A 22,747-nucleotide genomic window follows, 5' to 3' on the forward strand; every position below is an offset into this window, starting at 1 on the left:
CTTTCTTAAGAGTCCAATGTGGTGGTGTTATGTGGTGGCGTTCCAGCGGGCGACAGCCTCGTCGACCATTGCTCCTGCCTCGCCGACGTAGTCGGCTGGCTTGACCAGTTGGTCAGGCAGCAGATCGGCGACACCGTGCTCGGCGGCGATGATGGGCAACTCGTCGGCAAGCGAAGTGTGCTCTTCTCGCGCCTTGGTGGATGCTTCGTAGACCAAGTCGTGTGCCTTCTCGCGGCCCATCTCGGGTGCGAGCTGGATCATTTGCGCCTCGGCCATGATGAGACCGCCGTCGAGTTTCAGGTTGTCGCTCATGCGCTGGGTGTCCACGCGCATGCCTTCGGCAACAACGATCGCCTCGTCGAGGGCGGCGCCGGCAAGGTTGCCCATGGTGGGGATGATGAACCACTCGGCTTGCCATTCGCCGGCGGCGCGCTCGTGGCCAGATTCCTGGACGCGGACGAACGCTGAGGTCAGCGAGCCAGCCACGGTGGCGATGCCGATCATCAGCTCCGAGGAGATCGGGTTAACTTTTTGAGGCATGGTGGAGCTCGCACCACGGTGGGAGTTGTAGGGCTCGAAGACCTCGCCGATTTCGGAGCGGGATAGGTCCACGATGTTGCGTCCGAGTTTGGCTACGGTGCCACAAATTGAGGCGCAGGTAAAGCCGAAGTCACCGAGAACGTCGCGTTCGACGTGCCAGGAAATAACGGGATCTGTCAGACCCAGAATCTCGGCCATGTCCTTGCGCACCGCTGGTGCGGTTTCGCCCTGGGCCGCATTGTTGCCACCAGCGCCGAATAGCGAGATCACGCTGACGTGTTCGAGTGCCGTTGCTACTCGGCCGCGCTGCCGGCGAACCTGCTCGAGCAGTGTGGCAAGTGTTGCGCCGAAGGTTGTCGGGATGGCTTGCTGGGCGTGGGTACGCCCTGGCATCACGGTATCGCGGTATTCCTGGGCGCGTTTTGATAGGGCGTTGCCGAAGCGGACGAGTTGGTCGTCGATAAGTTCCAGCGAGCGCTTCATCTGCAGTGACTGCGCGGTATCCATGATGTCCTGGGTGGTCGCGCCGTAGTGCACGCGGCCGTTGGGGCCCTCTGGCAGATGCGCGGAGATTTGGCGGACCAGGCCGAGGATGGGGTAACCCACGTTCTTCGCGTCGGCCCAGAGCTTTTCACGGTCGATGTTGTCTAGGGTTGCTGCCTCGTTGATGGCGCGGGCATCGTCCTCGGTGATGACTCCATGGCGGGCTTGGGCAGTTGCAAGAGCTTTCTCGGCGTCGAGCCAGGCCTGGATGGTGGCGTCAGAGCTGAAAACTTCCAGCTGGTCGTCGTTTGCGGCGTACTGCCAGAGTTGAGAGAACGGAGCCTTATCGGTGGGGTACATTGCTGACCTTTCTTCGCTTTGCTGTGTCGCGTCTGCGCTTGCCTTGCCGGATGGAATCGTTTCCATCACCTAGTTGGAATCGTATCCATTTATTGGCAAAGAAGATACATTGTTAAGGTATTACTTTGGTCACAGGGGTGGCGCCGATCATTATCGACCAACCGCAAACAAGGGCCTAAAAACAGACCCTTACGCATGACTTAACAGACATTAATTTCTTATGGTCGATAACGGACCGCATTTCGCAGGATATTGGGACCGGCGGATTCCCAACGAACACAGGCTGCCGCTACCATTACCAGTTCGAGCTATGCGCCCGTATCCTGCCAGGCACACGAAGCCGCGATCCCAGGCTCCTTCGACCCCTCATCGGTAGTGCCGTACCAATAGATCCCCTTCGGCAACGCCGAAACCACAGCCTTCGTCGCCGCCACCAGAGAAAGCGCCGAGCGCCCATTGACCACAATCCGGTGCAGCACCTCGACCGACGGGCTGTGTCCCTCGGTTATTTCATACTGGTTGACCAAAATATTGTCCGGCTCACAGGTCAGATCAACGACTTCTGCGTTAATGTCGTAGGGCTCATATCCAGCTTTGCGCAACTTCTTCGGCATCTTCGCCACTACGCGCTTCCACTCGGCTGGGGTAATCAGAATGGACATGTCGGTGGCCACGTCGCGCGCATTCAACACAAAATCATCCTCTGGTGAGAGCTCCGCGTCTTCTAACAAGTCCGGGCGCACACGCTTGGTTCGCAACAGGGATTGGTCACGGCGCCAGCGCTCGATCTTTCCGTGATCGCCCGAGAGTAACACCTCCGGAGCTTCAATTCCGCGCCACGTCCTCGGCTTCGTGTACGACGGCCCCTCGAGCAAACCGTCAGAGAAACTGTCCTCCTCGTGACTGGAGGTATTACCCAGCACACCCGGAATCAACCGAGTCACAGCCTCCGCGATGACAAGCGCCGCCACTTCCCCACCAATTAGCACATAGTCACCGATGGACACCTCCCGCACGCGATAACGTTGCTCAGCATCTTCGAATACACGCTGGTCAATCCCCTCATAGCGGCCACACGCGACCACAATATGTTCCTCGCGCGACCAGGCACGCGCATCAGCCTGCGTAAAGGGAGTGCCCGCAGGGGTTGGGACCAAAAGCAGCGGCTTCGAGCGGTCCTCGCCAGAGCCGTCGTAGGGGCGCGGGGCAAGGCTATGCACGTCGTCGTGACGCGCTTTATCGTTGCGGTGTTCGCTTGCCGACGAGAGCTTGGCGCCGACCCTGCCCGCGGCGACATCGTCGAGCGCGGGGCCCCACACCTCGGGCTTCATCACCATGCCGGGCCCGCCGCCAAGGGGAGAATCGTCAACCGACTTGTGGTTATCCGTGGCCCAATCCCGCAGGTTATGCACCCCAACTTCAAGGATTCCCTGCTCAATCGCCTTGCCCAGCAACGCATGGCGCAGTGGTTCTAGGTATTCGGGAAAGATCGTGATGATGTCGAGTCGCAGCGCCAGTTTATTCACACCTTCGAGGATACTAGGGAGCATGCGTAGTTTGAATCGTCCGTTCCTTGGAATCGTGCTCACCTCGGCCCTCGTGCTTGCAGGATGTGGAAACGGAAGCGATTCCGCGTCAGCCGGTTCGACCGCAGACGTTGAAGCACTACAAAATGATCTGCCGTCAGAATCACCAGCACCTGAGTTGGCGCCTGCCGAGGAGGGACACCGCCAAGAAGATGTCCAGGCTGGTAGCTCGGCGGATACCTGCCTGGCAGCAAATCTGGACATTACAGCGACTGCTAGCGGCTCGACCTATCAACTCGAGATGAAAAACACGGGTGCCGATTGCACAATGATCGGCTTCCCCGAGGTCAGCATGGTTGGCGGTGGAAATGAGCGTCAGATCGGTGCCCAGGCAAAACGCAGCAACACCGCCTCGAACTATGTCACCCTTCAACGCGATCAAACTGCAACGGCCACGCTCGAAGTTGCAGGCACCGCTACTTTCGATTCCGCCACATGTAACCCAACCCCCGCGGACGGTTTCCGGGTTTTCCCACCGGCGAACACGAACTCCATCTTCGTTCCTGCGGCGAACCTCCAAGGCTGCGACAATCCAGATATTTCGGTGCTTACCGTGGGTCCAGTGAAGGGGCCGGTGAAGTAGTCGTGAGTGAGCGGTCCCCTAGCCAGCGTTCCGATGCGAGGGAGCGCATCCTGGAGTGCTCCCGTGAACTTTTCAGCGAGCAAACTTTCGCGCAGGTGTCTATGAAAGACATCGCAGAAAAAGCTGGCGTGAGCGTTGCCTTGATTGTGAAGCATTTCGGATCCAAGGAAGCACTCTTTGAGGCCACCGTGGATTTCACAAAGTCTGCGTCTGCTCTTTTCGGCGGGCCCTTCAATCAATTGGGACGCACGGCGATAACCGAAACTCTGACCGCGCCATTCAACGCACCTTACTCTATGGCTCGCACAATCTCGGTAGCCTCAGGTGCTCCCGACAGCATGAGCGCAATTGGACGCCGCATCAAATCGGATCTGCTTGACGTATTAGCCGGAAGGATTCGCACTGAATCAGAAACTTCCACACCGTCGCCAGAGCTGCGCGCCCAATCAGCACTGTCATTACTGATTGGGCTGTCCATCATGCGGCGGTTTGGCGATACCGATTTCGAAACCTTCGACACTGAGACCTTGATTTCGTACTACTCAGGGATTCTGCAAGGCATAATCGACGGTACAGTGTCACCTCAATCTAGCTAGATTTCTTGCTGCGCACCTCGTTGATAATCGCGGAAAAGTCCAGCCCGCCGTTTCCCTCGTCGACAAACTTGCCGTACTGCTGCGCTGCGATGCGCCCTAGTACGGTGTCAGTCCCAGTATTTTCTGCAGAGGCCATGGCCAGCTTGAGATCTTTCAGCATCAATGCCGCAGAAAATCCCGGCGCGAAGTCGTGATTCGCAGGCGACGTAGGAACCACGTCTGGAACCGGAGCGTTGACCGACAGCGACCATGAATTACCGGTGGCATTGGACACGACATCAAAGAAGGCCTGATGATCAAGTCCCAAGCGTTCCCCCATCACGATTGCCTCTGCCAGTACGATTTGCTGCACAGCCAGGATCATGTTGTTGCACGCCTTGACAGCTTGCCCATTACCGATTGCACCGCAGTGCGTCACTGATTTGGCCATTACGTCGAGGACCGGGTGTGCCTCGTCGAAAAGTTCCTTATCGCCTCCCACCATGAACGCAAGCGTGCCAGCCTGCGATCCCGTCACTCCGCCAGAGACTGGGGCGTCGAGGAAGCGCGACCCGGTGGCTTCGACGAGGTCAGCAATCTCCCGAGCCTCCGCTACGGCAATTGTCGACGAATCAATGAACACCTTTGGTGCCTTGTCCGCTTCGAGGACTTCCCTAATAACTTGCTGGACGAGCGCACCGTTCGGAAGCATCGTGATGATAATCTCGGCGTCCTTTGCAGCATCCGCAGCTGACTCGTGAGGTGTAACTCCCGCAGCAGCGGCCTTCTCCCTGGCCTCGGGAACCACATCGAAACCGGCCACCTCGTGGCCAGCCTTGGCGAGGTTGACGGACATTGGCCCGCCCATGTTGCCTAATCCAAGAAAAGCGATCTTAGCCATGATTCTCTCCCGTTGGTCTTATTTTGGTTCTGTTGCAATTAGTTCATCACTGGCATGGTGAACTGAGGGCCCGCATCGTTGTCGTCAGGCCACCTAGAGGTAACGGTCTTCGTCTTGGTGTAGAAACGGAATGAGTCAGGTCCATGCTGATTGAGGTCGCCAAATCCGGAAGCTTTCCAGCCTCCGAAGGAGTGATATGCAATGGGCACTGGGATAGCAACATTGACACCAACCATGCCTACCTGCACCTTCTTGGCGAAGTCGCGTGCCGCGCCACCGTTTTGGGTGAAGATGGCCACGCCATTGCCATATTCGTGCTCACTCGCTAGGCGTGTGGCTTCTTCTAGGGTTTCAGTGCGAACCATTGTCAGCACCGGGCCGAAGATCTCGGTGCGGTAGATGTCCATGTCTGGCGTGGCATGGTCGAAGAAACTTGGACCAGAGTAGAAACCATCAGCCAAGGACTCGCCGGCAAATTCCTTCCCCGACATATCAAGTTCACGGCCGTCGATGACAAGGTCGGCACCTGCGTCGACGCCCTCACCGATCATGCGCTCGACACGGTCTTTCGCATCTTGTGTTACCAGCGGGCCGTAGTCCGAATTCGGGTCAAGGCTGTGGCCGACGGTAAGTTCCTTAGTCTTCCGGATGATCGCTTCGCGCAGGTTGTCAGCAGTTTCTTGACCCACTGGTACCGCCACAGACAAAGCCATGCAGCGCTCTCCTGCCGAGCCGAAAGCTGCTCCGACGATCGCGTCTGCGGTGGCCTCGATGTCGGCATCGGGAAGAATTATCGCGTGGTTCTTCGCACCGCCGAAACACTGGGCACGTTTACCGGTTGCCGCGCATTGCTCGTAAATGTACTGAGCAATTGGGGTGGAGCCAACAAAGCCCACAGCTTGAATCGTCTCGGACTGCAGGATTGCATCGACGGCTTCCTTGCCCCCGTGCACAACGTTGAAGACGTTTGGTGGCCCGCCCGCTTCGACGAACAGTTCAGCAAGGCGGACTGGCACAGACGGATCGCGCTCGGAGGGCTTGAGCACAAACGTGTTGCCTGCGGTCAGTGCAGGTCCCGCCTTCCACAGCGGAATCATTGCCGGGAAATTGAAAGGAGTAATGCCCGCAACAACGCCTAAGGCCTGACGCATGGAGTATGTATCAATACCTGTGCCCACTTCCGAAGAGTATTCGCCCTTCAGCTGGTGTGGGGCGCCCAGCGAGAACTCCAGCACGTCAACGCCTCGGGCGATGTCGCCCTTCGCATCGGCAAAGGTCTTGCCATGCTCCAAGGACAAAGTGCGCGCCAGCTCCTCAACATTGTCGTTGATCAACTGGATCCATTTCATCACCACCCGGATACGCTTTTGCGGGTTCAAAGCTTCCCATGCTGGCTGTGCCTCGGCTGCAAGTGCGATGACCTGATCGACGTCCGCTTGATTAGCAAGGCGGACTTCTGCCTGTGGCATGCCCAGCGAGGGGTTCAAGACGGGCTGGGTAGCCTCTGAGGTGCCCTCGAATTCGGCAGCTCCAACGAAGTGGTTGATTGTGCGCATGGTTTCTCCCTGAGCAATATTTGGTGAATTGTTTTCGTTCTGCCCATTACTATCTACGTAACCGGCATCATATTCAATGATTTAAGTGACCTAGAACGCCGTTCACCCCCTCATTGCCTCAGTCACGCCCCCCTAGCCTGCAAAAGCACCCTTCACCATGGAAAAGAAGCGCGGGTAAACGCGGTTCACCCCGACAAAAAGTATCGAAATCGGCAAACTTAGCCTCTGAAATAGTCGTCCTCGTTAGACTTCGGGCATGAGTGCTCGCCGCCACTTCACATCCGACGTTCTCCTCAACGACGGAGCTATTGCCACCATCCGTCCAATCGAGGAAGTCGACAGAGCTGCGTTGAATTCGTTTTACGCGCGGGTCTCAGATCGCTCGAAATACCTCCGCTTTTTCGCCAACCACCCGGAACTCACCGAGTCGGACCTAGCCGCTTTTCTCGAAAACGACGGCCGAGACAAGGTCACGCTCATTCTCGAGAACAAACACGAAGACACTCAATACGACAATGGCAATATCAATGACCACATCAATGCCAGCATTGTAGCCATCGCAAGCTACCAGCTCGTGCCCCAGTTACTCCCTACCCGCGTCGGCGAGGTCTCATTTCTTGTCCAGGACGACCAGCAAGGCCGAGGCGTGGGCAATATTTTGCTCGAACACTTGGCAGACATCGGTCGTGAGCAAGGAATTGAACGCTTCACCGCAGAGATGCTGACCCAGAATCGGCAGATGACACGGGTGTTTCTCAACGCTGGATACAATGCGCAGCCGGAATTAGTGGACGGCTACATCACAGTGGACTTTCCTATTGCGCCCAGCAAATCGTCGCAAAGCGCAATGATGCGCCGGGAACAACGAGCTGAGGCAAATTCCTTGCGACGCGTACTTACGCCACGCACGATTGCCGTGCTGCGCCCCGAAGACGGAAATGGGATCGAGCAGCTTAGCGCCATAGACGGCGATGTTGATTTGGTGATCGCCGACCACAATCACGGGGACTTTGACCAGCTCATCGCTGGTGCCCACCGCAAAAACGCGGCAGCGGTGGTTTTGTCTGTCAACGCCGCGCACCGGGGCATAACTGATGAAACCGCACGCGCGATGGTGCGCACCGTGCGAGCCGCTGGCATGAGATTGATTGGACCAGCGTCGCTGGGCCTGATCAATACCCATCCTGATGTGGACCTCAACCTCACCCTGGCGCCGACTCCGCGACGCGGGCACGTGGGAATTTTCACGCAAACCGCTGGGGTGGGCACGTTAGTACTCTCGCGCGCCACCGAGCGCGGGTGCGGGATCTCCACGTTCCTGGGTGCCGGGATTTACTCCGATGTCACTGCCAACGATGTGATCCAGTACTGGGCGACCGATGAGGACACGAATGTCTGCCTGTTGTCCATCGACTCTATTGGTAATCCGCGCAAGTTCTTCCGCGTGCTGCGCGCGTTAGCCAAGGACAAGCACGTAGTAGTGTTTATGCCCTCGCGCGCGCTGCACTCTGCTCGGCATTACCAGCAAGAAGGGCTAGTCCATGCGAGTGCCCGCTCCCTCGATCAGGTGGTCAAGCATGCCGGCGCTGTTGTGGTCAATCGTCGCGACACCATGTACGACATCGCTCAGATCCTGGCGCGCCAACCCCTGCCGGCGGGCCCGAATGTTGCCGTAGTTTCGAATTCACGCGGTATCTCACAGCATATGTATGAATCGGCCCAGCGTTTCGGGCTGCGTCCCACAGCGTATTCTGCCCCCGACGGCGATCCACTCGAAGCGTTAACGCAGCTTATCGACGAGATCCTTGCCAACGCCCTGGAATCCGTCGATGCCATAGTAATTACGGTCGTCGACTTCGAGCCGGACCTTGTCGAGCGTGCCCATACCATGCTCACGCAACGCGCACAGGCCACGGAGATCCCGCTGATTGTCACTTATGTCGGTTTTGCTCGTCCCCAGATTGACACCACGGGCGAAGAAACACAAGGTCAACTTCCTGTCTGCGATACGTACGCAGAGGCATTGGAGGCACTTGGACTCATTGTTGAGACGCAGCGCCAACGCGCTGGCATCATGTACAGTCAAGAACTTCCGGAGACACCCGCGGCTCGCCTGCAGCAAGCCCGCAACACAATCGAGAGCATACTCGCAACCTCCCCATCAGGCCGCTGGGCAACTCAAGCCGAATGCTCAGAAATCTTAGCTGCCTATGGAGTCGAGCTTGTCCCTTCTACGCGAGTGAACACCTTCGAGGAAGCTACTCACGCGGCGGAAAAACTCGGTTGGGATGTCGTGCTCAAATGCGTTAGCCCGATGGTCCGCGCCCGCTCCGAGCTACCGATCATTATTCGCCACTTAGGCGACCCCGTTGCATTAGCAGGTGCTTGGGAGCAGATCGCGGAAATGGCCACAGGCCTCGGCCTCTCTGACCCAGCGGATCTCGAACCCGTTGTTCAAAAGACAATCCAACCGGGCACGTCGCTGACTATTCGCGCAATCGAAGATCCCGCTATCGGCCCCATCTCTTCCATTGGGATCGCGGGGCTCAGCTCCGAGCTCTTGGGCGACCTTGCCTGGCGCACTCCGCCGATGACTCGCCATGATGCGCACTCTATGCTCCTCGAGCTCCGGGCTGCACCCTTGCTCGCCGGATACCGCGGAGCTCCCGCTCCGGACATCGGTCACATCGAAGATATTTTGCTGGCTGTGAGCCAGCTTAACGACGACAACCCCGCCCTAGTGGATGTCGAGCTGACCCCGGTGATCGCCGGCGTGGACAGTGCCAAAGTTGTCGGAGCGAGGATGCGCATAGCCCCGCTTGACGTGCAGCGCGATCCTCTCGCTCGAACTATTTAAGGGGGTGCGATCGTGACTAGTCCGTTGGTGTTTTTCGACGACACCTTAAATAGCTATACATTCGGTGCCGGCCACCCCATGCAACCGAATCGGCTACGCAACACGTTGGACCTTGCGCACTTTTTCGGGCTGGATGCACAGTTCACTACGACATCCGTCCCCACTGGTAAGGAGGATTTGGCGCGCCTCGTACACTCCGCCGATTATCTCAGTGCGCTACACGCAAATGAACCGAATATCGATTTCGGTATTGGCACCGTCGAACACCCAATTTCACCTCAACGTGCGAGAGTGGCTACGCATATCGTCGCAGGCACAGTCGAAGCGGCACGCATGGTCTGGGAGGGCGAGGTGCTGCGAACGGTCAATCTTGCTGGCGGCCTGCACCATGCACAGCCCGCGATGCAATCAGGCTTTTGCGCGCTCAACGACGTTGCCGTGGCAATCAGCTGGCTGCTCAGCCAGGGCTCACAGCGCATTGCTTACGTCGATTTCGATGCCCACCACGGCGACGGAGTGGAAGCCATATTTTGGGACGATCCGCGCGTGCTCACCATTTCGGTTCACGAATCGGGAATCTACCTGTTCCCGTACACGGGCTTTCCCTCCGAGATTGGCTCAGAAAATGCCTTGGGCACTGCTGTAAACATCGCCTTGCCTCCGGGTACGGGTGATCAGGAATGGCTTGAAGCTATCCACGGGATTGTCCCTCAACTGCTCAAAGCTTTTGGCCCCGAGATTGTGTTCAGTCAACATGGAGCCGACACCCACCTTCAAGATCCACTAACGCACTTGAACGTGTCGGTGGAAGCGGAAGCAATTGCATTACGTTCACTGTCGACCTGGGTCGACCAGTTTGCAGAAGGCAAATGGGTCGCGGTGGGTGGTGGTGGCTACAACCCCGATTCAGTCGCGCGCGTGTGGTTCCAGGTCCTTGCAGCTGTGGCGAGAGCTGAGTTCACGGGATCGCAGCTGATGCCCGCCACCTGGTCAGATCACATTGGCGCGCCTGGGTCGACACGCCTGGGGGACCTTGCCAGCTCAAATTCCGAGCTGCTCCTCGCTCAAGAATTTCTTCCTAGAAAACTCACCCGTTCAACCCCATCGGTCTCACTCAAAGCCACTTCGAGAGCCGTCTTTCCCTATTGGGGGCTCACCCCTTACGGGTAAGCCAGACCCACTGCGCTTCGCAGACCTCTAACGAGGGGGCATTCTCAATCCACCGTCAAGGCGAATCGTCTCTCCGTTGAGGTACACATTTTCAGCCAACGAGTGCACCAACTGTGCGTATTCATGCGGGCGTGCCATCCGCTTCGGGAACACCACGTTGGACTCCAGCTCATTGCGGTACTCATCAGAAACACCAGCCATCATAGGTGTTTCCACGATGCCAGGCGCGATAGCGTTGACCCGAATACCCAGGGATCCTAGATCTCGGGCAGCAGTGATAGTCAGCGAATGGATTGCGCCCTTCGATGCCGCGTATGCCGCCTGGCCAACTTGGCCTTCGAACGCCGCAACTGAAGCAGTCATGACGATGAGGCCACGTTGATCGTCGTCAAGCGGTTTTAATGTACTCATTTCGTTGGCCGCCGCCGTAAGAACGTTGAAAGTGCCAGAGACGTTAACCTTTAAAACTCTGTTAAATACGTCGAGGTCGTGAGGACCTTTGCGTCCAACTATGCGCATTGAGGCGGCAATACCTGCGCAATTGACGACGAGGCGCAGCTCACCGAGCTCAGTCGCGGTACGAATACTTGCTGAGACGCGATCTGAGTCGGTCACGTCGACATCGAGGTAGGTCACTTTATCAAGCGTGGTTCCCGCCTCCTTTGCCTTTTCAATGCTCGAAGCTAGATCGAAAGCGACGACACGCACGCCTGCTTCTGAAAGTCGCTTAGCTGTGGCAGCTCCGAGTCCTGAGGCCGCCCCAGTAACGACAGCAACGGTGTTTTCATTGAGTAGCGGTGAATTCATGAGATTTCCTTCTAAACGAAAGCAGACTTTCCGGTGATGGCACGGCCGACGATGAGCGAATTGACCTCGTAGGTCCCCTCGTAGGTGAACAGGATCTCTGCGTCGTTGAAAAGCTTCGACATTTCAAACTGGGTTAAGATGCCGTTTCCACCAAGGATGCCACGCCCAGCGGCGGCAGACTCACGGGCAAGGCGCGTCGTTGTCGATTTCGCCATGGCGGAGTGAGCCATCTGCAGCTCGCCGTTTTCTTGGACCCGTGCCACCTGTGCCATCAGGGACAGCGAAGCGCTGAGGTTACCCATGATGCGTGCCAGTGGTTCCTGGATCAATTGAAAATTAGCAATCTTCTTGCCGAACTGATCGCGTGACAAGGCGTAACTTCGCGCTGCGTCGAAAATCGCCAATTGGATCCCGGCACCCTGCCATCCCACCCACGCCCGAGAATTGCGCAGGTATACATTGGTTGCTTTAAATGAGGCTGCTCCCGGAATGAGGTTGTCTTCGGGAATTAGCACATTGTTGAAACTAAGGTCTGCATTTTGCATCACTCGGAGACCCATTTTTCGGTCAATCTTGGTGCGGGTCACCCCGTCGCGATCGAGCTCAACGATGAAGCCTTTGACCTCGTTGTCCGCTGCATCTCGAGCAAAAACGATGGCAAAATCGGCAAAGGTACCCGCTCCGATCCACCTTTTCTGCCCATTAATGACCCAGCCGTCTGGTGTCTTCTCAGCCGAGGTTGCCAACCCACCAGCCACATCCGATCCATGATCTGGTTCGGTCAGTGCAAAGCAGCCAATTTTCTCAAAGGTGCGCAGTCCAGGCAGCCAAGTCGCTCGTTGCTCCTCGGATCCAAGTTCATTAATCAGGTCAACGACTAACTCGTTGTGGATCCCCACCAAAGCAGAAAGCGAGACATCGGCCCGGGTGACTTCTGCGAACACGAGCCCGTTGAAAAGCCGAGATCTGCCGCCAAGTGAGATCTCCCCGAGTCCCTGTTCTGCAAGTTTCGGCAGGAGATCAAAAGGAAGTTCCTCGCGATCCCAGTACTCCCCAACGAAGGGTCGAATTTCCTTTTCCAAAAACTCGCGGATTTCAAGGAAACGCGCGAGTTCCTCGGGAGCGAGTTGATTTGCGATGCCAAGGAGATCCACGTCTGGGTTCGGGATGCCTTCAAGTAGAGCGGGATCATTTATTTGTGGGGTGATCATGGCTGTATCCTTTGAGCCTTTCGCTTCTGTTCACGTCATGTCAGTACGAATTAATGGCTAAGTGTACAGTTAGAGCATTGTGGTGCCCGGGTTTTTAGCTGTAATTTCATCATTCACCCCCAGCGCTTCCCCACGCGAACAATCAAAGGAAGAAGAGTTTCCCTTGCTCACCCCCCGTCAACGTACGCTTTTCACAAGCATCTACTCCGACTTCTTGGCAGAAGGATTCTCGCACTTCACCGTGGATGGAGCCGCAAGCAGGTATCAATGCTCAAAGGCCACGATTTACGCCCTCGGCAAGTCCCGCGACGATATCGTACGTCGAATACTTATCGCCTTTTTCCAACAGATTGGGCGCAGGACGGATGCCGTGATCGCTTCGGCCCGCACCTCTCACCAAGCCTTGACGGCCTACTTTAACGAGATGGCAGTGACCACGGCTCCAGCATCTGCCCAGTTCTGGACAGATATGGCCAACGACAATGTGGCTACCGAGGTGTATTCCTTCAACACCAGGGCCGCGATGGAGCGCATTACCAAGCTGATCGCCACCGGAGTTTCCACCGGCGAGTTCCGTGCTGCAGACCCAGATTTCGTCGCAATGATGATCGATGCCGCGATGGAGCGGATCCAACACGCACAACTACCCAACGGAGTTTCTACCCCCGAGGCATACTCCGAACTTGGAAAATTAGTGCTCAATGGCATTTCCACCGAGAACAAATAACGCCATTCACCCCAAAGAACTCGACTCCCCAGCAAGTCCTCGAAATTAGTTTGCCCCCAAACTAGAGTGATATGAGATGTGGATCACATTTCATTCTTGACAGTGGCCCACAGCGATTTCTTGAAATGTCCAACAACCACCTCGGAGTCGACTTACATGAGCACCAACACCATCCCGAATACCAATACGGAGAAGTTTTCTAACGCCCGCGACTTTCTCGTTTCCCTAAGCACCGACTACGAAAAAGCAAAGCAGCAGTTTGAGTGGCCCAGGTTCGACACTTTTAACTTCGCCCTCGATTGGTTCGACTACCTAGGGCAGGCAGACGATTCGAAAGACCAAGAGGCGCTAGTAATTAGCGAGATTGATGGCACGCGTACCTCGGCTACATTCGCTGAGATGTCGAAGCGTTCCAGCCAACTGGCCAATTGGTTGAGCTCAATCGGGGTGAAACGCGGTGATCGCGTCATGCTCATGCTCAACAACCAGGTCGAGCTCTGGGAATCTATGCTCGCCTGCATGAAGGGTGGCTTTGTACTCAACCCAGCTACAGCAATGTTGGGTGCCGCGGACTTGGAAGACCGCACCGATCGCGCCGAGATCTCCTGGGTAATTGTCAATGCAGAGGATGCCGCAAAGTTTGATGAGGTCCCAGGCGATTTCACGATCATTCAGGTTGACAACGCAGGAAACCCAGCCCAAACTGCGCATCCGACTGTATACTTCGCCGACTCTTACGATGCCTCGCCGACTTTTACGCCTTCAGTCGAGACTAAGGCCGACGAGCCACTCTTGATGTATTTCACTTCCGGTACCACTTCGCGCGCGAAGCTCGTGGTACATACCCACACTTCTTACCCTGTCGGTCATCTCACTACGATGTATTGGATTGGCCTGAATAGCGACGACGTACACCTCAATGTGGCAGCCCCCGGCTGGGCCAAGCACGCATGGTCCAACTTCTTTGCCCCGTGGATCGCTGGCGCCACCATCTTCGTCTACAACTATGCGCGCTTCGTAGCCACAGATCTGATGGACGCCATGGACCGCGAGGGAGTCACTAGCTTTTGTGCTCCCCCGACCGTGTGGCGCATGCTGGTGCGCGCCGACTTAGACCACTTGCAGAATCCCCCCTCGAAGATTCTCTCTGCAGGTGAACCGCTTAATCCCGAAATGATCTCCCTCGTTGAGAAGCACTGGAACACTACGGTCCGCGACGGCTACGGCCAAACCGAGCTGACGCTAGCTCTTGCTAATACTCCAGGTCAAAAGGTCAAGCCCGGCGCGGTGGGCCGTCCGCTTCCAGGACAAAACATTGTGCTGCTTGATCCCATTACCGAGCAACCTGCACTAGAGGGCGAAATTTGCCTCAAGCTGGACAATGCCCCCGTCGGACTAACTCCCGGCTATTACAACGAGCCGGAGAAAAACGCGGACACTTTCCGCGACGGCTACTATCACACCGGCGACATCGCCTCGGTGGATGAAGACGGTTACTACACATACATCGGCCGCAATGATGACGTGTTTAAGGCCTCCGACTACCGTCTCTCTCCTTTCGAGCTGGAGTCTGCAGTCATCGAACACCCGCAGGTCGCAGAGGTGGCAGTAGTTCCTTCGCCAGATCCTGTGCGCCTTGCAGTGCCTAAGGCGTATGTCGCACTCGTAGCGGGCACGGAACCTACTGCCGAGGTCGCGGAATCCATCCTGCGGCATTGCCGGAATGCGCTGGCGCCGTACAAGCGCATTCGTCGATTAGAGTTTTTTGAACTTCCTAAGACGATCTCCGGGAAGATTCGCCGCGTGGACCTGCGCAAACGCGAGCAAGAAATTCACGCCGCTGACGAGGGTGCAACAAAAGTCGGTGCAGAATTCGCCGACACTGACTTCCCGTCGCTGAAAGATAGCTAAAAGGAGGATGATGTTGTGAGCAATTCTCCTCAGCAATCACCGCACCTGGCAACTCTGCTTGAGGGCCGGACTGTTGTGACTATCGCTCCAAATTTGCCGGGGCCCGCAACCGCACGCAATTTCCTGCAGATGGGCGCAGAGGTCATCAAGGTGGAATCCCCAGCGGGAGATCCCATGGAGATTTACAACAAGGAGTACTACGAGTGGCTCAATAGCGGGCAACGCATCGTCACCGTTGACCTGCGCGCTGATCTCGATAAGCTTCACGTCTTCCTTGAAGACGCGGATCTGCTTATTACTTCGTCACGCTTGGACTCGCTCGAGCGACTTAGTTTAGGTTTTAGCGAGGTCCATGCCCGCTATCCTCGGTTGGGTTACATCGCGATAGTAGGCCACTCCGGTGATCGCGCAGGCGCCCCAGGCCACGACTTGACCTATCAAGCTGAGGCAGGGTCGCTTCATCCTCCGCATTATCCCAAGCAGGCGGTGGCCGACCTGGCTGGTTCCGAGCGCGCCACAACGGCTGGGTTGGCTGCGCTAATGATCGCGGATGCCACTGGTGAAGGCACCTTCCACGAAATTTCTCTCGCCGACATGGCTAAATATTTCACCTCCCCAAGTGCTTTCGGCCTTTCCAGTCCTGGCTCGCTCCTTTCAGGAGGCTTGGCGGGATATGGTTTCTACCAGTCGTCGGATAGCATTTGGCTTGCTCTCGGAGCGCTGGAACCTAAATTCCTTGCCGCGGTGTGCCGTGAGGCTGATATCGACACCTCCGCTTCCGAGAACGACAAGCGTGTGGCGTTCAGCTCTCTTTTTGCTTCGCGCACCGCTACCGAGTGGGAGAATTGGGCCACTGCCCAGGAAGTACCTCTGGTCATAGTCAAGGACTAAGCTTGTTACATGACCAACGCCCAGCCTCCTAGCAGCGAATCTTTGGGCGCCGTTGTCGCTTTATTGCGCGTCGCCTCTCAATTGCGCAGCGGTTTGGATACTGCTCTTTCTCCCCACGGGATCACATTTGCCCGCTACGAGGTGCTCGCGCTGCTCATGCACTCGCGCATCGGCGAGCTGCCGATGCATAAGATCAGCGAGCAACTGGATATCCACCCCACCAGTGTCACTTCAACCGTCGCGCGTCTTGTCAGCGATGGCCTAGTGCAGCGCAACGTTGACCCCAAAGACGGTCGAGGAAGCTTGATTTCCCTGACCGATGGCGGCATGGTGTTGGTGGCTACGGCGACCAAGGCACTCGAGTTCTATCTCTCATCTGTCGGGCTTACCGATGATGAACGCCGGCAAATCACAACGATCTACCGGCGTATCAGTTAGAGCAAAGCTACTTTCCAGTGAAGTTCGCTTCGCGCTTTTCGACGAATGCCGTCATCCCCTCGGTCTGATCCTGAGAGGCAAAGGCGGTGTAGAACACGCGCTTTTCATACTTGAGTCCCTGATCAAGGGTGGTTTCAAATGCAGCGTTGACCGTTTCTTTCACCATCGCAGAAGCCACGCGCGATTTGGATGCGATAGTGTCGGAGACTTTCTCTGTCTCTGCGATCAGTTCTGTGCTCGGAACAACGCGGGCGACAAGCCCCGCCTGCTCTGCTTCTTCCGCGCCCATGTTGCGCCCGGTGAGGCACATTTCCATCGCCTTGGCCTTGCCAATGGCCCGGGTGAGTCGTTGGGAACCACCCATACCCGGAAGCACTCCAAGATTGATTTCCGGCTGGCCAAATTTCGCGTTGTCACCTGCCATGATGAAGTCGCACATCATGGCCAACTCGCAGCCACCACCGAGGGCGTAGCCCGAAACCGCTGCGATCATTGGAATCCGGATGTGTTTCAGCTTGTCCCATTCTCCGAACCAGTCTGCGTTGTACATTTCAATTGCGGACTTGTTGGACATTTCCTTGATATCGGCTCCGGCTGCAAAGGCTTTTTCTGAACCTGTAATCACAATGCACCCAATATTCAAGTTGGCATCGAACCCTTGGGCAGCTGCGACCACCTCATGCATGGTTTCTGCATTGAGTGCATTCAATGCCTTTGGTCGGTTCAGCGTAATCCAGCCAACGCGCCCTTTCACTTCGGTCAGAATAGTGTTTGCCATGGGTGTCTCCTTAAGTTTTCCTTCTCCTGTTTCCCGGGTTTAAGTTCCGGAATTAAGCCTCGAGCAGCAAAGCTTCGCCTTGCCCGCCACCGCCACAAAGACTAACGGCAGCCTTGCCTCCACCTCGCCGCGCCAACAAGTGCGCTGCGTGGACAACCAGTCGCGCGCCTGAAGCTCCAATCGGGTGTCCAATGGAGCACGCGCCGCCTGCGTCATTAATCTTTTCCAGGTCAATGCCCAACTCACGGGCGGAAAAAACCGACACATTGGCAAAGGCCTCATTGATCTCTACGACATCAAGATCCTCGACGCGCCACCCTTGACGCTTCAATGCTTGGTCAATCGCGTGTGCTGGCTGAGATTGCAGCGATGCGTCAGGGCCTGCAACTTGTCCCACAGCTCGCAGGGTCGCTAGGATCTCAAGGCCATTTGCCTCGGCGTAGCCTCGGGTTGAAAGAACAGTCGCGGCAGCACCGTCGGAGATCTGGGCTGAATTACCAGCGGTGATAGTGCCGTCAGCTGAAAAAGCAGGCTTCAACCCAGCCAAAACCTCAGCTGTTGTATCAGGCCGAACCCCCTCGTCGTGATCCACCACGGTCTGTTTACCTTTGCGCCCAACTACTGTGACCGGCGCTAGTTCCGCAGAGAATTCTCCGGATTCGTGGGCCTGTGAGGCGCGCTGGTGCGATACGGCTGCAAAGCAGTCTTGTTCCTCGCGCGAAACTGGGTAACGCTCTTGGTGTTTCTCCGACAGTGCGCCCATCGAGATGGCTGCCTCAGCATCTTGGAGGCCGTCAAAGTCCATGTGGTCCTGCACTGTTTCTGGTCCATAGCGGAATCCAGATCGAGCTCCAATAAGTAGATGCGGCGCTAGCGACATATTTTCCATGCCACCTGCCACGACAATGTTTGCTTCACCTGCACGGATGAGTCGAGCAGCATCAATAATCGCAGTCAATCCCGAGAGACACACCTTATTTACAGTGGTCGTATGTGCGTTGCGAGAAATCCCGGCCTTTGATGCAGCTTGTTTCGCAGGATTTTGACCTACTCCGGCTTGCAGCACCTGACCCATAATCACAGCGTCGACATCGTGCCCGTTGATTGTGCCTAACGCCTGTCGGATTGATACGGCTGCGAGGTCAGTGGCTGGAATTGTGGAGAGAGCGCCGAGCATTTTTCCAAATGGGGTTCGTGCTGCACCGACAATAACGACATCGTCGCGAGCTTGGTTTGCATCACTGTGGGGAGAATTCATGTGAGCCTCTGATTCCATATATGTACGATTCTTTCCGCAATCGTACATATATGGGCTGGGTCACTTCAGTGAGTGAACGGTGTTCACCCCTAGCAGTAGGAACTACTCCTCAAACAACCCATCAGGTGGCGTCACAACCAACTGGCCCGCTTCAAGATCTACCTCGGGAACAATGTCGTAAACGAATGGCACGAGGACCTCACGGCCTTCATAATCAACTTCTAAAATCTGTCGACCTGGCACATGCATCACGCCGGTCACCTCACCGATGTCTGCGCCGTCGCGAATTACTCGCAAACCAATTAGTTCGTGATCGTAAAAGGAATCATCATCCTCAGACTCGAGGGGTTCCGCCCAGAAAATGGTCCCACGCAGCGTCTCCGCCACATTTCTATCCGGCACCTCGCGGAACTTAATCAGAAGGCGCCCCTTGTGCGGCCTAATCGTCTCGATCGTCAAAGTGTGGTCCTTCCCCGCTTGCTTTCCCTTCAGCTCAGCATCCACCGCGAAGCGAACTTCAGGCTCATCCGTTGTTGGGTCAACGACAACTTCGCCACGAATACCGTGGGACTTAATCACGCGTCCGATCTGCAATTCCATGCCGTTTACACTACCGCAGGCCCTACAATCTCCCGATGCCGATACCGCCAACGCGTAATGTGGCTCAGCATGGATAACCTGCCCATTACCACTCCCGAGTCGTTCGGCGAAGCAGCGTCCACCGATGCCGCAGACGGCATGACAGTTTTTTCACTTATCGACGATGCGCCAGCCCCGAACCCCGCCCGGCCGCGCCCAGCGGTGCAGCGCCTGCTTCAAGGCGACGGTGCTAACCTCATCGCCTTCAACTTCGCGCCGGGTCAAGATCTCCCCGATCACAAAGCGGCTCACCCGATTACGGTGCAATGCATCTCCGGCACGCTTGAGTTTCAATGCGCAGGCGAGCGCACTTCGATGCAACCGGGACAAGTTTTCCATCTGCGCGCCTATGTTCCGCACGCTGTCCAGTGCCCAAGCGATGCGCCTGATGCGAACAATGTCATGCTGCTGACCATGTTGACCGGCGAGCGCCACCAATAGCAAAACGCCCGCGAACCGGATCCAATCCAGTACGCGGGCGTTAAGTGCGCAGTAATTACTCTGCGGACTCTTCCTCTGCAGGTGCTTCTTCTTCGGAAGCCTCTGCTGCAGCAGCCTCAGCTTCAGCCTTTGCAGCAGCTTCTGCCTCAGCAGCAGCCTTTGCTTCAGCCTCTTCCTTAGCCTTCTTGCGCTTTTCGGTGATTGCCTCAGCGGTTGGGCCGTTGTTAGCCTCTTCGAGAGCCTGGTTGAACAGGTCCAGCTTGGATGGCTTCTCTTCGCGGGTCTTCAGGGTGCCTTCTGCACCGTCGAGGCCCTTGTGCTTCTGCCAGTCACCGGTGACCTTCAGCAGTGCAAGAACAGGCTCGGTTGGCTGTGCGCCAACGCCCAGCCAGTACTGTGCACGCTCGGAGTCGATCTGGATGAGCGATGGCTCTTCCTTTGGGTGGTAGATGCCAATGTTCTCGATGACGCGGCCATCGCGGCGGGTGCGTGCGTCAGCGATGACAACGCGGTACTGTGCGTTACGGATCTTACCCAAACGCTGCAGCTTAATCTTTACAGCCATAGTTGTTTCCTTTTCGGTCACTGGGCAGTTCAGTCACTCGCTGCTTTTCAGCGAGCCGGTTCAGCCCTTGGATTAGTCTGCGTGTGACACGACCGGCCGAGCGTACTCGGACACGGCGCTGACGCAGCTATGAACTTTGGGTCCTGCATCTGTCTGAGTAATAGAACTCATCAACCAGATACACAACTTGAATTACCTTACCGGCTTGCCCTTAAAGAAACCAAAACAAGTTCTCATACGCATGCGCGGAATCTGCGAAACCATCGTTGTGGGATAGTATGCAGACTGTCTTTGCCCGCACTCCTTTTGCGAAAGTTAATTAGTTATCCGTGCCGCCAGTACACACCGCCAGCGCAGCTTCGATTAAGAACCCGAATACGAACTCCGTTCCGACAACACATCGCACCGACCTTGACGGTTTACGTGGCATTGCTATTGCATTGGTTGTTGTCTTCCACGTGTTCGTGGGGCGCGTTTCCGGAGGCGTGGATGTTTTTTTGATGCTTTCGGGATATTTCTTTCTCGGTTCCCAGCTCCGATATGGAATACGCCCAAACCCAAGCCTGAATCCGTGGTGGCCGATTTGGCGCACAATTCGCAGATTGGTGCCAGCCCTTGCTGTCACATTGAGCGCAACGTGGCTGCTCATGAATGTCTTTACGCCCCAGCTCATTAAGAAGGAAACGGTTAGTCAGCTCACGGCGGCGCTGACCTACACCATTAATATTGAGCTGCCGAAGCAAAATGCGGATTACTCGGCTGCCAGCCCAGATACCTCGCCGTTGCAGCACCTGTGGTCAATGAGTGTGCAGGGGCAGTTTTATCTCGTCGCCATTGCCCTTGGGTTATTGGTGGCCTGGCTTGTGCGTAGCGGTCGCGCCGACGAAAGGGTCTTGGAGCGCACGATTGGCCCGCTGCTCATCGTCACTACGATCGCTTCTTTCGCTTGGGCCTCGCGTTTTGGTTTCGTGGGTACGCCTGAGAATTACTACTCCTTCTTCTCCCGCGCGTGGGAACTCAGCCTCGGTGGCATTTTGGCCATTTACGGCCACCGGATCCGGATCCCCGAGCGCTTCCGCAGCCTAGCCACGTGGCTTGGACTGCTTATGGTGTTCAGCACGGGATTTGTCATCCCGAACTCGCTGATGTTCCCGGGTCCGGCATCGTTGCTGCCCATCGGTGGCGCAACTTTGATCATTCTTGCTGGTGGCGGAGGGGCGTCGACGCTTTTGTCGTCGGCACCCGCGCAGTGGCTTGGCAAGGTTGCCTATTCTTTGTACCTGTGGCACTGGCCGTTGTTGATCGTCGCAACGGCGGCGCTTGAGCAGGATCGCCCAGCGTGGTGGCTTGGTGTGATCGTCGTGGTTGTTTCTTTGGCACTGGCGCAACTGACTTACGTCTATGTCGAGCAGCCATTACAACAGCATGCGAAGCGCCCGACACGCGATATCGATGCTGTAGCTAGGGCTCGCGCATCGCTGCAGACCATGGTCAGTCGAGCTCGCGCGGTCGGTGGGCTCGTGATTGCTGCCCTGATCATCGCGCTGGCAAGTGTGCAGCCTCGCTGGGAATCACAGACTATGGAAATGGGCATGGAATTCCTCGATCCAGAGCTCTACCCCGGAGCAATGGCACTGACTGGCGCGTACGTTCCGCCGAATGTGAAGGCCATGCCGATCGAGCAATTGGACGGTGGCGATTACGCGTGGCCGATTGGGGATCATTGTTTTTATCCAATTGATCTGGAACTCGATGTTTTAATGACCGAGAAGAAGGACGGGAAAACCCCGTGTATTTACGGGGATATCAACGCAGATAAGACCGTCTACATGGTTGGCGGATCGCATGTCGAGCAGTGGGTGTCTGCCTTCGATCTGCTGGGTAAAGAGATGGGTTTTAGGATCCTTGTGGATCTGCGCGCGTCCTGCCCAATCGTCATTGGTGATACCACCGAGGTTAACGAGATCTGCGCGCAGTACAGCCAGGTTGTTGTTGATCGCATTATCGACGAGAGCCCTGACCTGGTTGTCTCGACGACCACGCGCCCCGAACCTAGCAGTTTCTTCCGCGGTCCAGACTCCGTACCTGCCGGCTACGTCGGCTTTTGGAATGTCCTAGCAGAACACGGCATCTCGTTTTTGGGCCTGCGCGACAACCCTTGGGGCGTCGACCGCGAGGGCGAGGCGCGCGACACCGCCGCGTGTTGGATCCAGTACGAGGATGCTTACGAATGCGGCAGGCTCCGCGCCGAAGCCTACGCACCCGTTGATCCTGCAGCCGAAATCCTTGCAGACATGCCGAACATGACTTCCGTGGATACTGCTGACTTCTTCTGCGACGACATCTACTGCCCGGCAGTGATTGGAAATATCGTGGTCTACCGCGATATGCACCACATCACGAACGCCTATGCAGTTTCTGCTCTGCCACTGCTTCGCCCTTCCGTGGAAGAGCACTTTGCTACATAAGC

Annotated in this window: 20 protein-coding genes; 10 read left to right on the top strand and 10 right to left on the bottom strand. The window is 56.5% G+C overall.

Going from position 1 to position 22,747, the window contains the following annotated elements:
- Window positions 1-27: 27 nt before the first annotated feature.
- Both ACXZ66_RS09005 and trmD read right to left on the bottom strand, forming a co-directional pair.
- Window positions 28-1,449: a class-II fumarase/aspartase family protein gene (locus ACXZ66_RS09005; protein ID WP_458748243.1), complete on the bottom strand. Its 1,422-nt coding sequence runs from the start codon at window positions 1,447-1,449 to the stop codon at window positions 28-30.
- A gap of 242 nt (window positions 1,450-1,691) precedes the next feature.
- Window positions 1,692-2,894, bottom strand: coding sequence for a tRNA (guanosine(37)-N1)-methyltransferase TrmD (trmD, locus tag ACXZ66_RS09010; RefSeq protein ID WP_458751347.1), 1,203 nt, complete (start codon window positions 2,892-2,894; stop codon window positions 1,692-1,694).
- A 37-nt stretch (window positions 2,895-2,931) separates the two neighbouring features.
- On the opposite strand from trmD, the gene ACXZ66_RS09015 reads away from it, so the two are divergent.
- Complete coding sequence (locus ACXZ66_RS09015) at window positions 2,932-3,552, top strand: DUF4232 domain-containing protein (RefSeq protein WP_458748244.1); 621 nt, start codon at window positions 2,932-2,934, stop codon at window positions 3,550-3,552.
- Between the two features lie 2 nt (window positions 3,553-3,554).
- The gene (locus tag ACXZ66_RS09020; protein WP_458748245.1) at window positions 3,555-4,148 is read left to right on the top strand and encodes a TetR/AcrR family transcriptional regulator; all 594 of its coding nucleotides are present in this window, start codon (window positions 3,555-3,557) and stop codon (window positions 4,146-4,148) included.
- Here ACXZ66_RS09020 and mmsB read toward each other — a convergent pair.
- On the bottom strand, window positions 4,141-5,028 hold the full coding sequence (gene mmsB / locus ACXZ66_RS09025; protein WP_458748246.1) for a 3-hydroxyisobutyrate dehydrogenase: 888 nt from the start codon (window positions 5,026-5,028) through the stop codon (window positions 4,141-4,143). The genes ACXZ66_RS09020 and mmsB overlap by 8 nt on opposite strands.
- A gap of 38 nt (window positions 5,029-5,066) precedes the next feature.
- The gene (locus ACXZ66_RS09030) at window positions 5,067-6,584 is read right to left on the bottom strand and encodes a CoA-acylating methylmalonate-semialdehyde dehydrogenase (protein WP_458748247.1); all 1,518 of its coding nucleotides are present in this window, start codon (window positions 6,582-6,584) and stop codon (window positions 5,067-5,069) included.
- 256 nt (window positions 6,585-6,840) lie between these two features.
- On the opposite strand from ACXZ66_RS09030, the gene ACXZ66_RS09035 reads away from it, so the two are divergent.
- Both ACXZ66_RS09035 and ACXZ66_RS09040 read left to right on the top strand, forming a co-directional pair.
- The gene (locus ACXZ66_RS09035) at window positions 6,841-9,441 is read left to right on the top strand and encodes a GNAT family N-acetyltransferase (RefSeq protein WP_458748249.1); all 2,601 of its coding nucleotides are present in this window, start codon (window positions 6,841-6,843) and stop codon (window positions 9,439-9,441) included.
- A 12-nt stretch (window positions 9,442-9,453) separates the two neighbouring features.
- The gene (locus ACXZ66_RS09040; RefSeq protein WP_458748250.1) at window positions 9,454-10,611 is read left to right on the top strand and encodes an acetoin utilization protein AcuC; all 1,158 of its coding nucleotides are present in this window, start codon (window positions 9,454-9,456) and stop codon (window positions 10,609-10,611) included.
- 27 nt (window positions 10,612-10,638) lie between these two features.
- Here ACXZ66_RS09040 and ACXZ66_RS09045 read toward each other — a convergent pair whose 3' ends face one another.
- Together ACXZ66_RS09045 and ACXZ66_RS09050 are read right to left on the bottom strand one after the other, a co-directional pair.
- On the bottom strand, window positions 10,639-11,418 hold the full coding sequence (locus ACXZ66_RS09045; protein ID WP_458748251.1) for an SDR family NAD(P)-dependent oxidoreductase: 780 nt from the start codon (window positions 11,416-11,418) through the stop codon (window positions 10,639-10,641).
- An 11-nt stretch (window positions 11,419-11,429) separates the two neighbouring features.
- Complete coding sequence (locus tag ACXZ66_RS09050; RefSeq protein ID WP_458748252.1) at window positions 11,430-12,629, bottom strand: acyl-CoA dehydrogenase family protein; 1,200 nt, start codon at window positions 12,627-12,629, stop codon at window positions 11,430-11,432.
- 163 nt (window positions 12,630-12,792) lie between these two features.
- On the opposite strand from ACXZ66_RS09050, the gene ACXZ66_RS09055 reads away from it, so the two are divergent.
- The 4 genes from ACXZ66_RS09055 to ACXZ66_RS09070 all read left to right on the top strand — a co-directional run bounded on the left by ACXZ66_RS09055 (window position 12,793) and on the right by ACXZ66_RS09070 (window position 16,596).
- On the top strand, window positions 12,793-13,356 hold the full coding sequence (locus ACXZ66_RS09055; RefSeq protein ID WP_458748253.1) for a TetR/AcrR family transcriptional regulator: 564 nt from the start codon (window positions 12,793-12,795) through the stop codon (window positions 13,354-13,356).
- A gap of 156 nt (window positions 13,357-13,512) precedes the next feature.
- Window positions 13,513-15,267 (top strand): AMP-binding protein, encoded by a 1,755-nt coding sequence (locus ACXZ66_RS09060; RefSeq protein WP_458748254.1) that lies wholly within the window; start codon window positions 13,513-13,515, stop codon window positions 15,265-15,267.
- A 15-nt stretch (window positions 15,268-15,282) separates the two neighbouring features.
- Complete coding sequence (locus ACXZ66_RS09065) at window positions 15,283-16,158, top strand: CoA transferase (RefSeq protein ID WP_458748256.1); 876 nt, start codon at window positions 15,283-15,285, stop codon at window positions 16,156-16,158.
- Window positions 16,159-16,167: 9 nt separating this feature from the next.
- A complete protein-coding gene (locus tag ACXZ66_RS09070; RefSeq protein WP_458748258.1) occupies window positions 16,168-16,596 on the top strand; it encodes a MarR family winged helix-turn-helix transcriptional regulator in 429 nt (142 codons plus the stop codon).
- A 7-nt stretch (window positions 16,597-16,603) separates the two neighbouring features.
- Here ACXZ66_RS09070 and ACXZ66_RS09075 read toward each other — a convergent pair whose 3' ends face one another.
- From ACXZ66_RS09075 to rimM, 3 genes are all read right to left on the bottom strand, one after another.
- On the bottom strand, window positions 16,604-17,374 hold the full coding sequence (locus ACXZ66_RS09075) for an enoyl-CoA hydratase (protein ID WP_458748260.1): 771 nt from the start codon (window positions 17,372-17,374) through the stop codon (window positions 16,604-16,606).
- Window positions 17,375-17,426: 52 nt separating this feature from the next.
- The gene (locus tag ACXZ66_RS09080; RefSeq protein ID WP_458748262.1) at window positions 17,427-18,632 is read right to left on the bottom strand and encodes an acetyl-CoA C-acetyltransferase; all 1,206 of its coding nucleotides are present in this window, start codon (window positions 18,630-18,632) and stop codon (window positions 17,427-17,429) included.
- Between the two features lie 102 nt (window positions 18,633-18,734).
- Complete coding sequence (gene rimM, locus ACXZ66_RS09085) at window positions 18,735-19,232, bottom strand: ribosome maturation factor RimM (RefSeq protein WP_458748263.1); 498 nt, start codon at window positions 19,230-19,232, stop codon at window positions 18,735-18,737.
- Between the two features lie 138 nt (window positions 19,233-19,370).
- Between rimM and ACXZ66_RS09090 the strand changes: the two genes are divergently transcribed.
- On the top strand, window positions 19,371-19,712 hold the full coding sequence (locus ACXZ66_RS09090) for a cupin domain-containing protein (protein ID WP_458751349.1): 342 nt from the start codon (window positions 19,371-19,373) through the stop codon (window positions 19,710-19,712).
- Window positions 19,713-19,767: 55 nt separating this feature from the next.
- On the opposite strand, the gene rpsP is transcribed toward ACXZ66_RS09090, so the two are convergent.
- Window positions 19,768-20,277: a 30S ribosomal protein S16 gene (gene rpsP / locus ACXZ66_RS09095; protein ID WP_458748265.1), complete on the bottom strand. Its 510-nt coding sequence runs from the start codon at window positions 20,275-20,277 to the stop codon at window positions 19,768-19,770.
- 329 nt (window positions 20,278-20,606) lie between these two features.
- Between rpsP and ACXZ66_RS09100 the strand changes: the two genes are divergently transcribed.
- Window positions 20,607-22,745 (top strand): acyltransferase family protein, encoded by a 2,139-nt coding sequence (locus ACXZ66_RS09100; protein WP_458748266.1) that lies wholly within the window; start codon window positions 20,607-20,609, stop codon window positions 22,743-22,745.
- Window positions 22,746-22,747 lie beyond the last annotated feature (2 nt).

The sequence above is a fragment of the Corynebacterium sp. S7 genome (genome assembly GCF_054401105.1).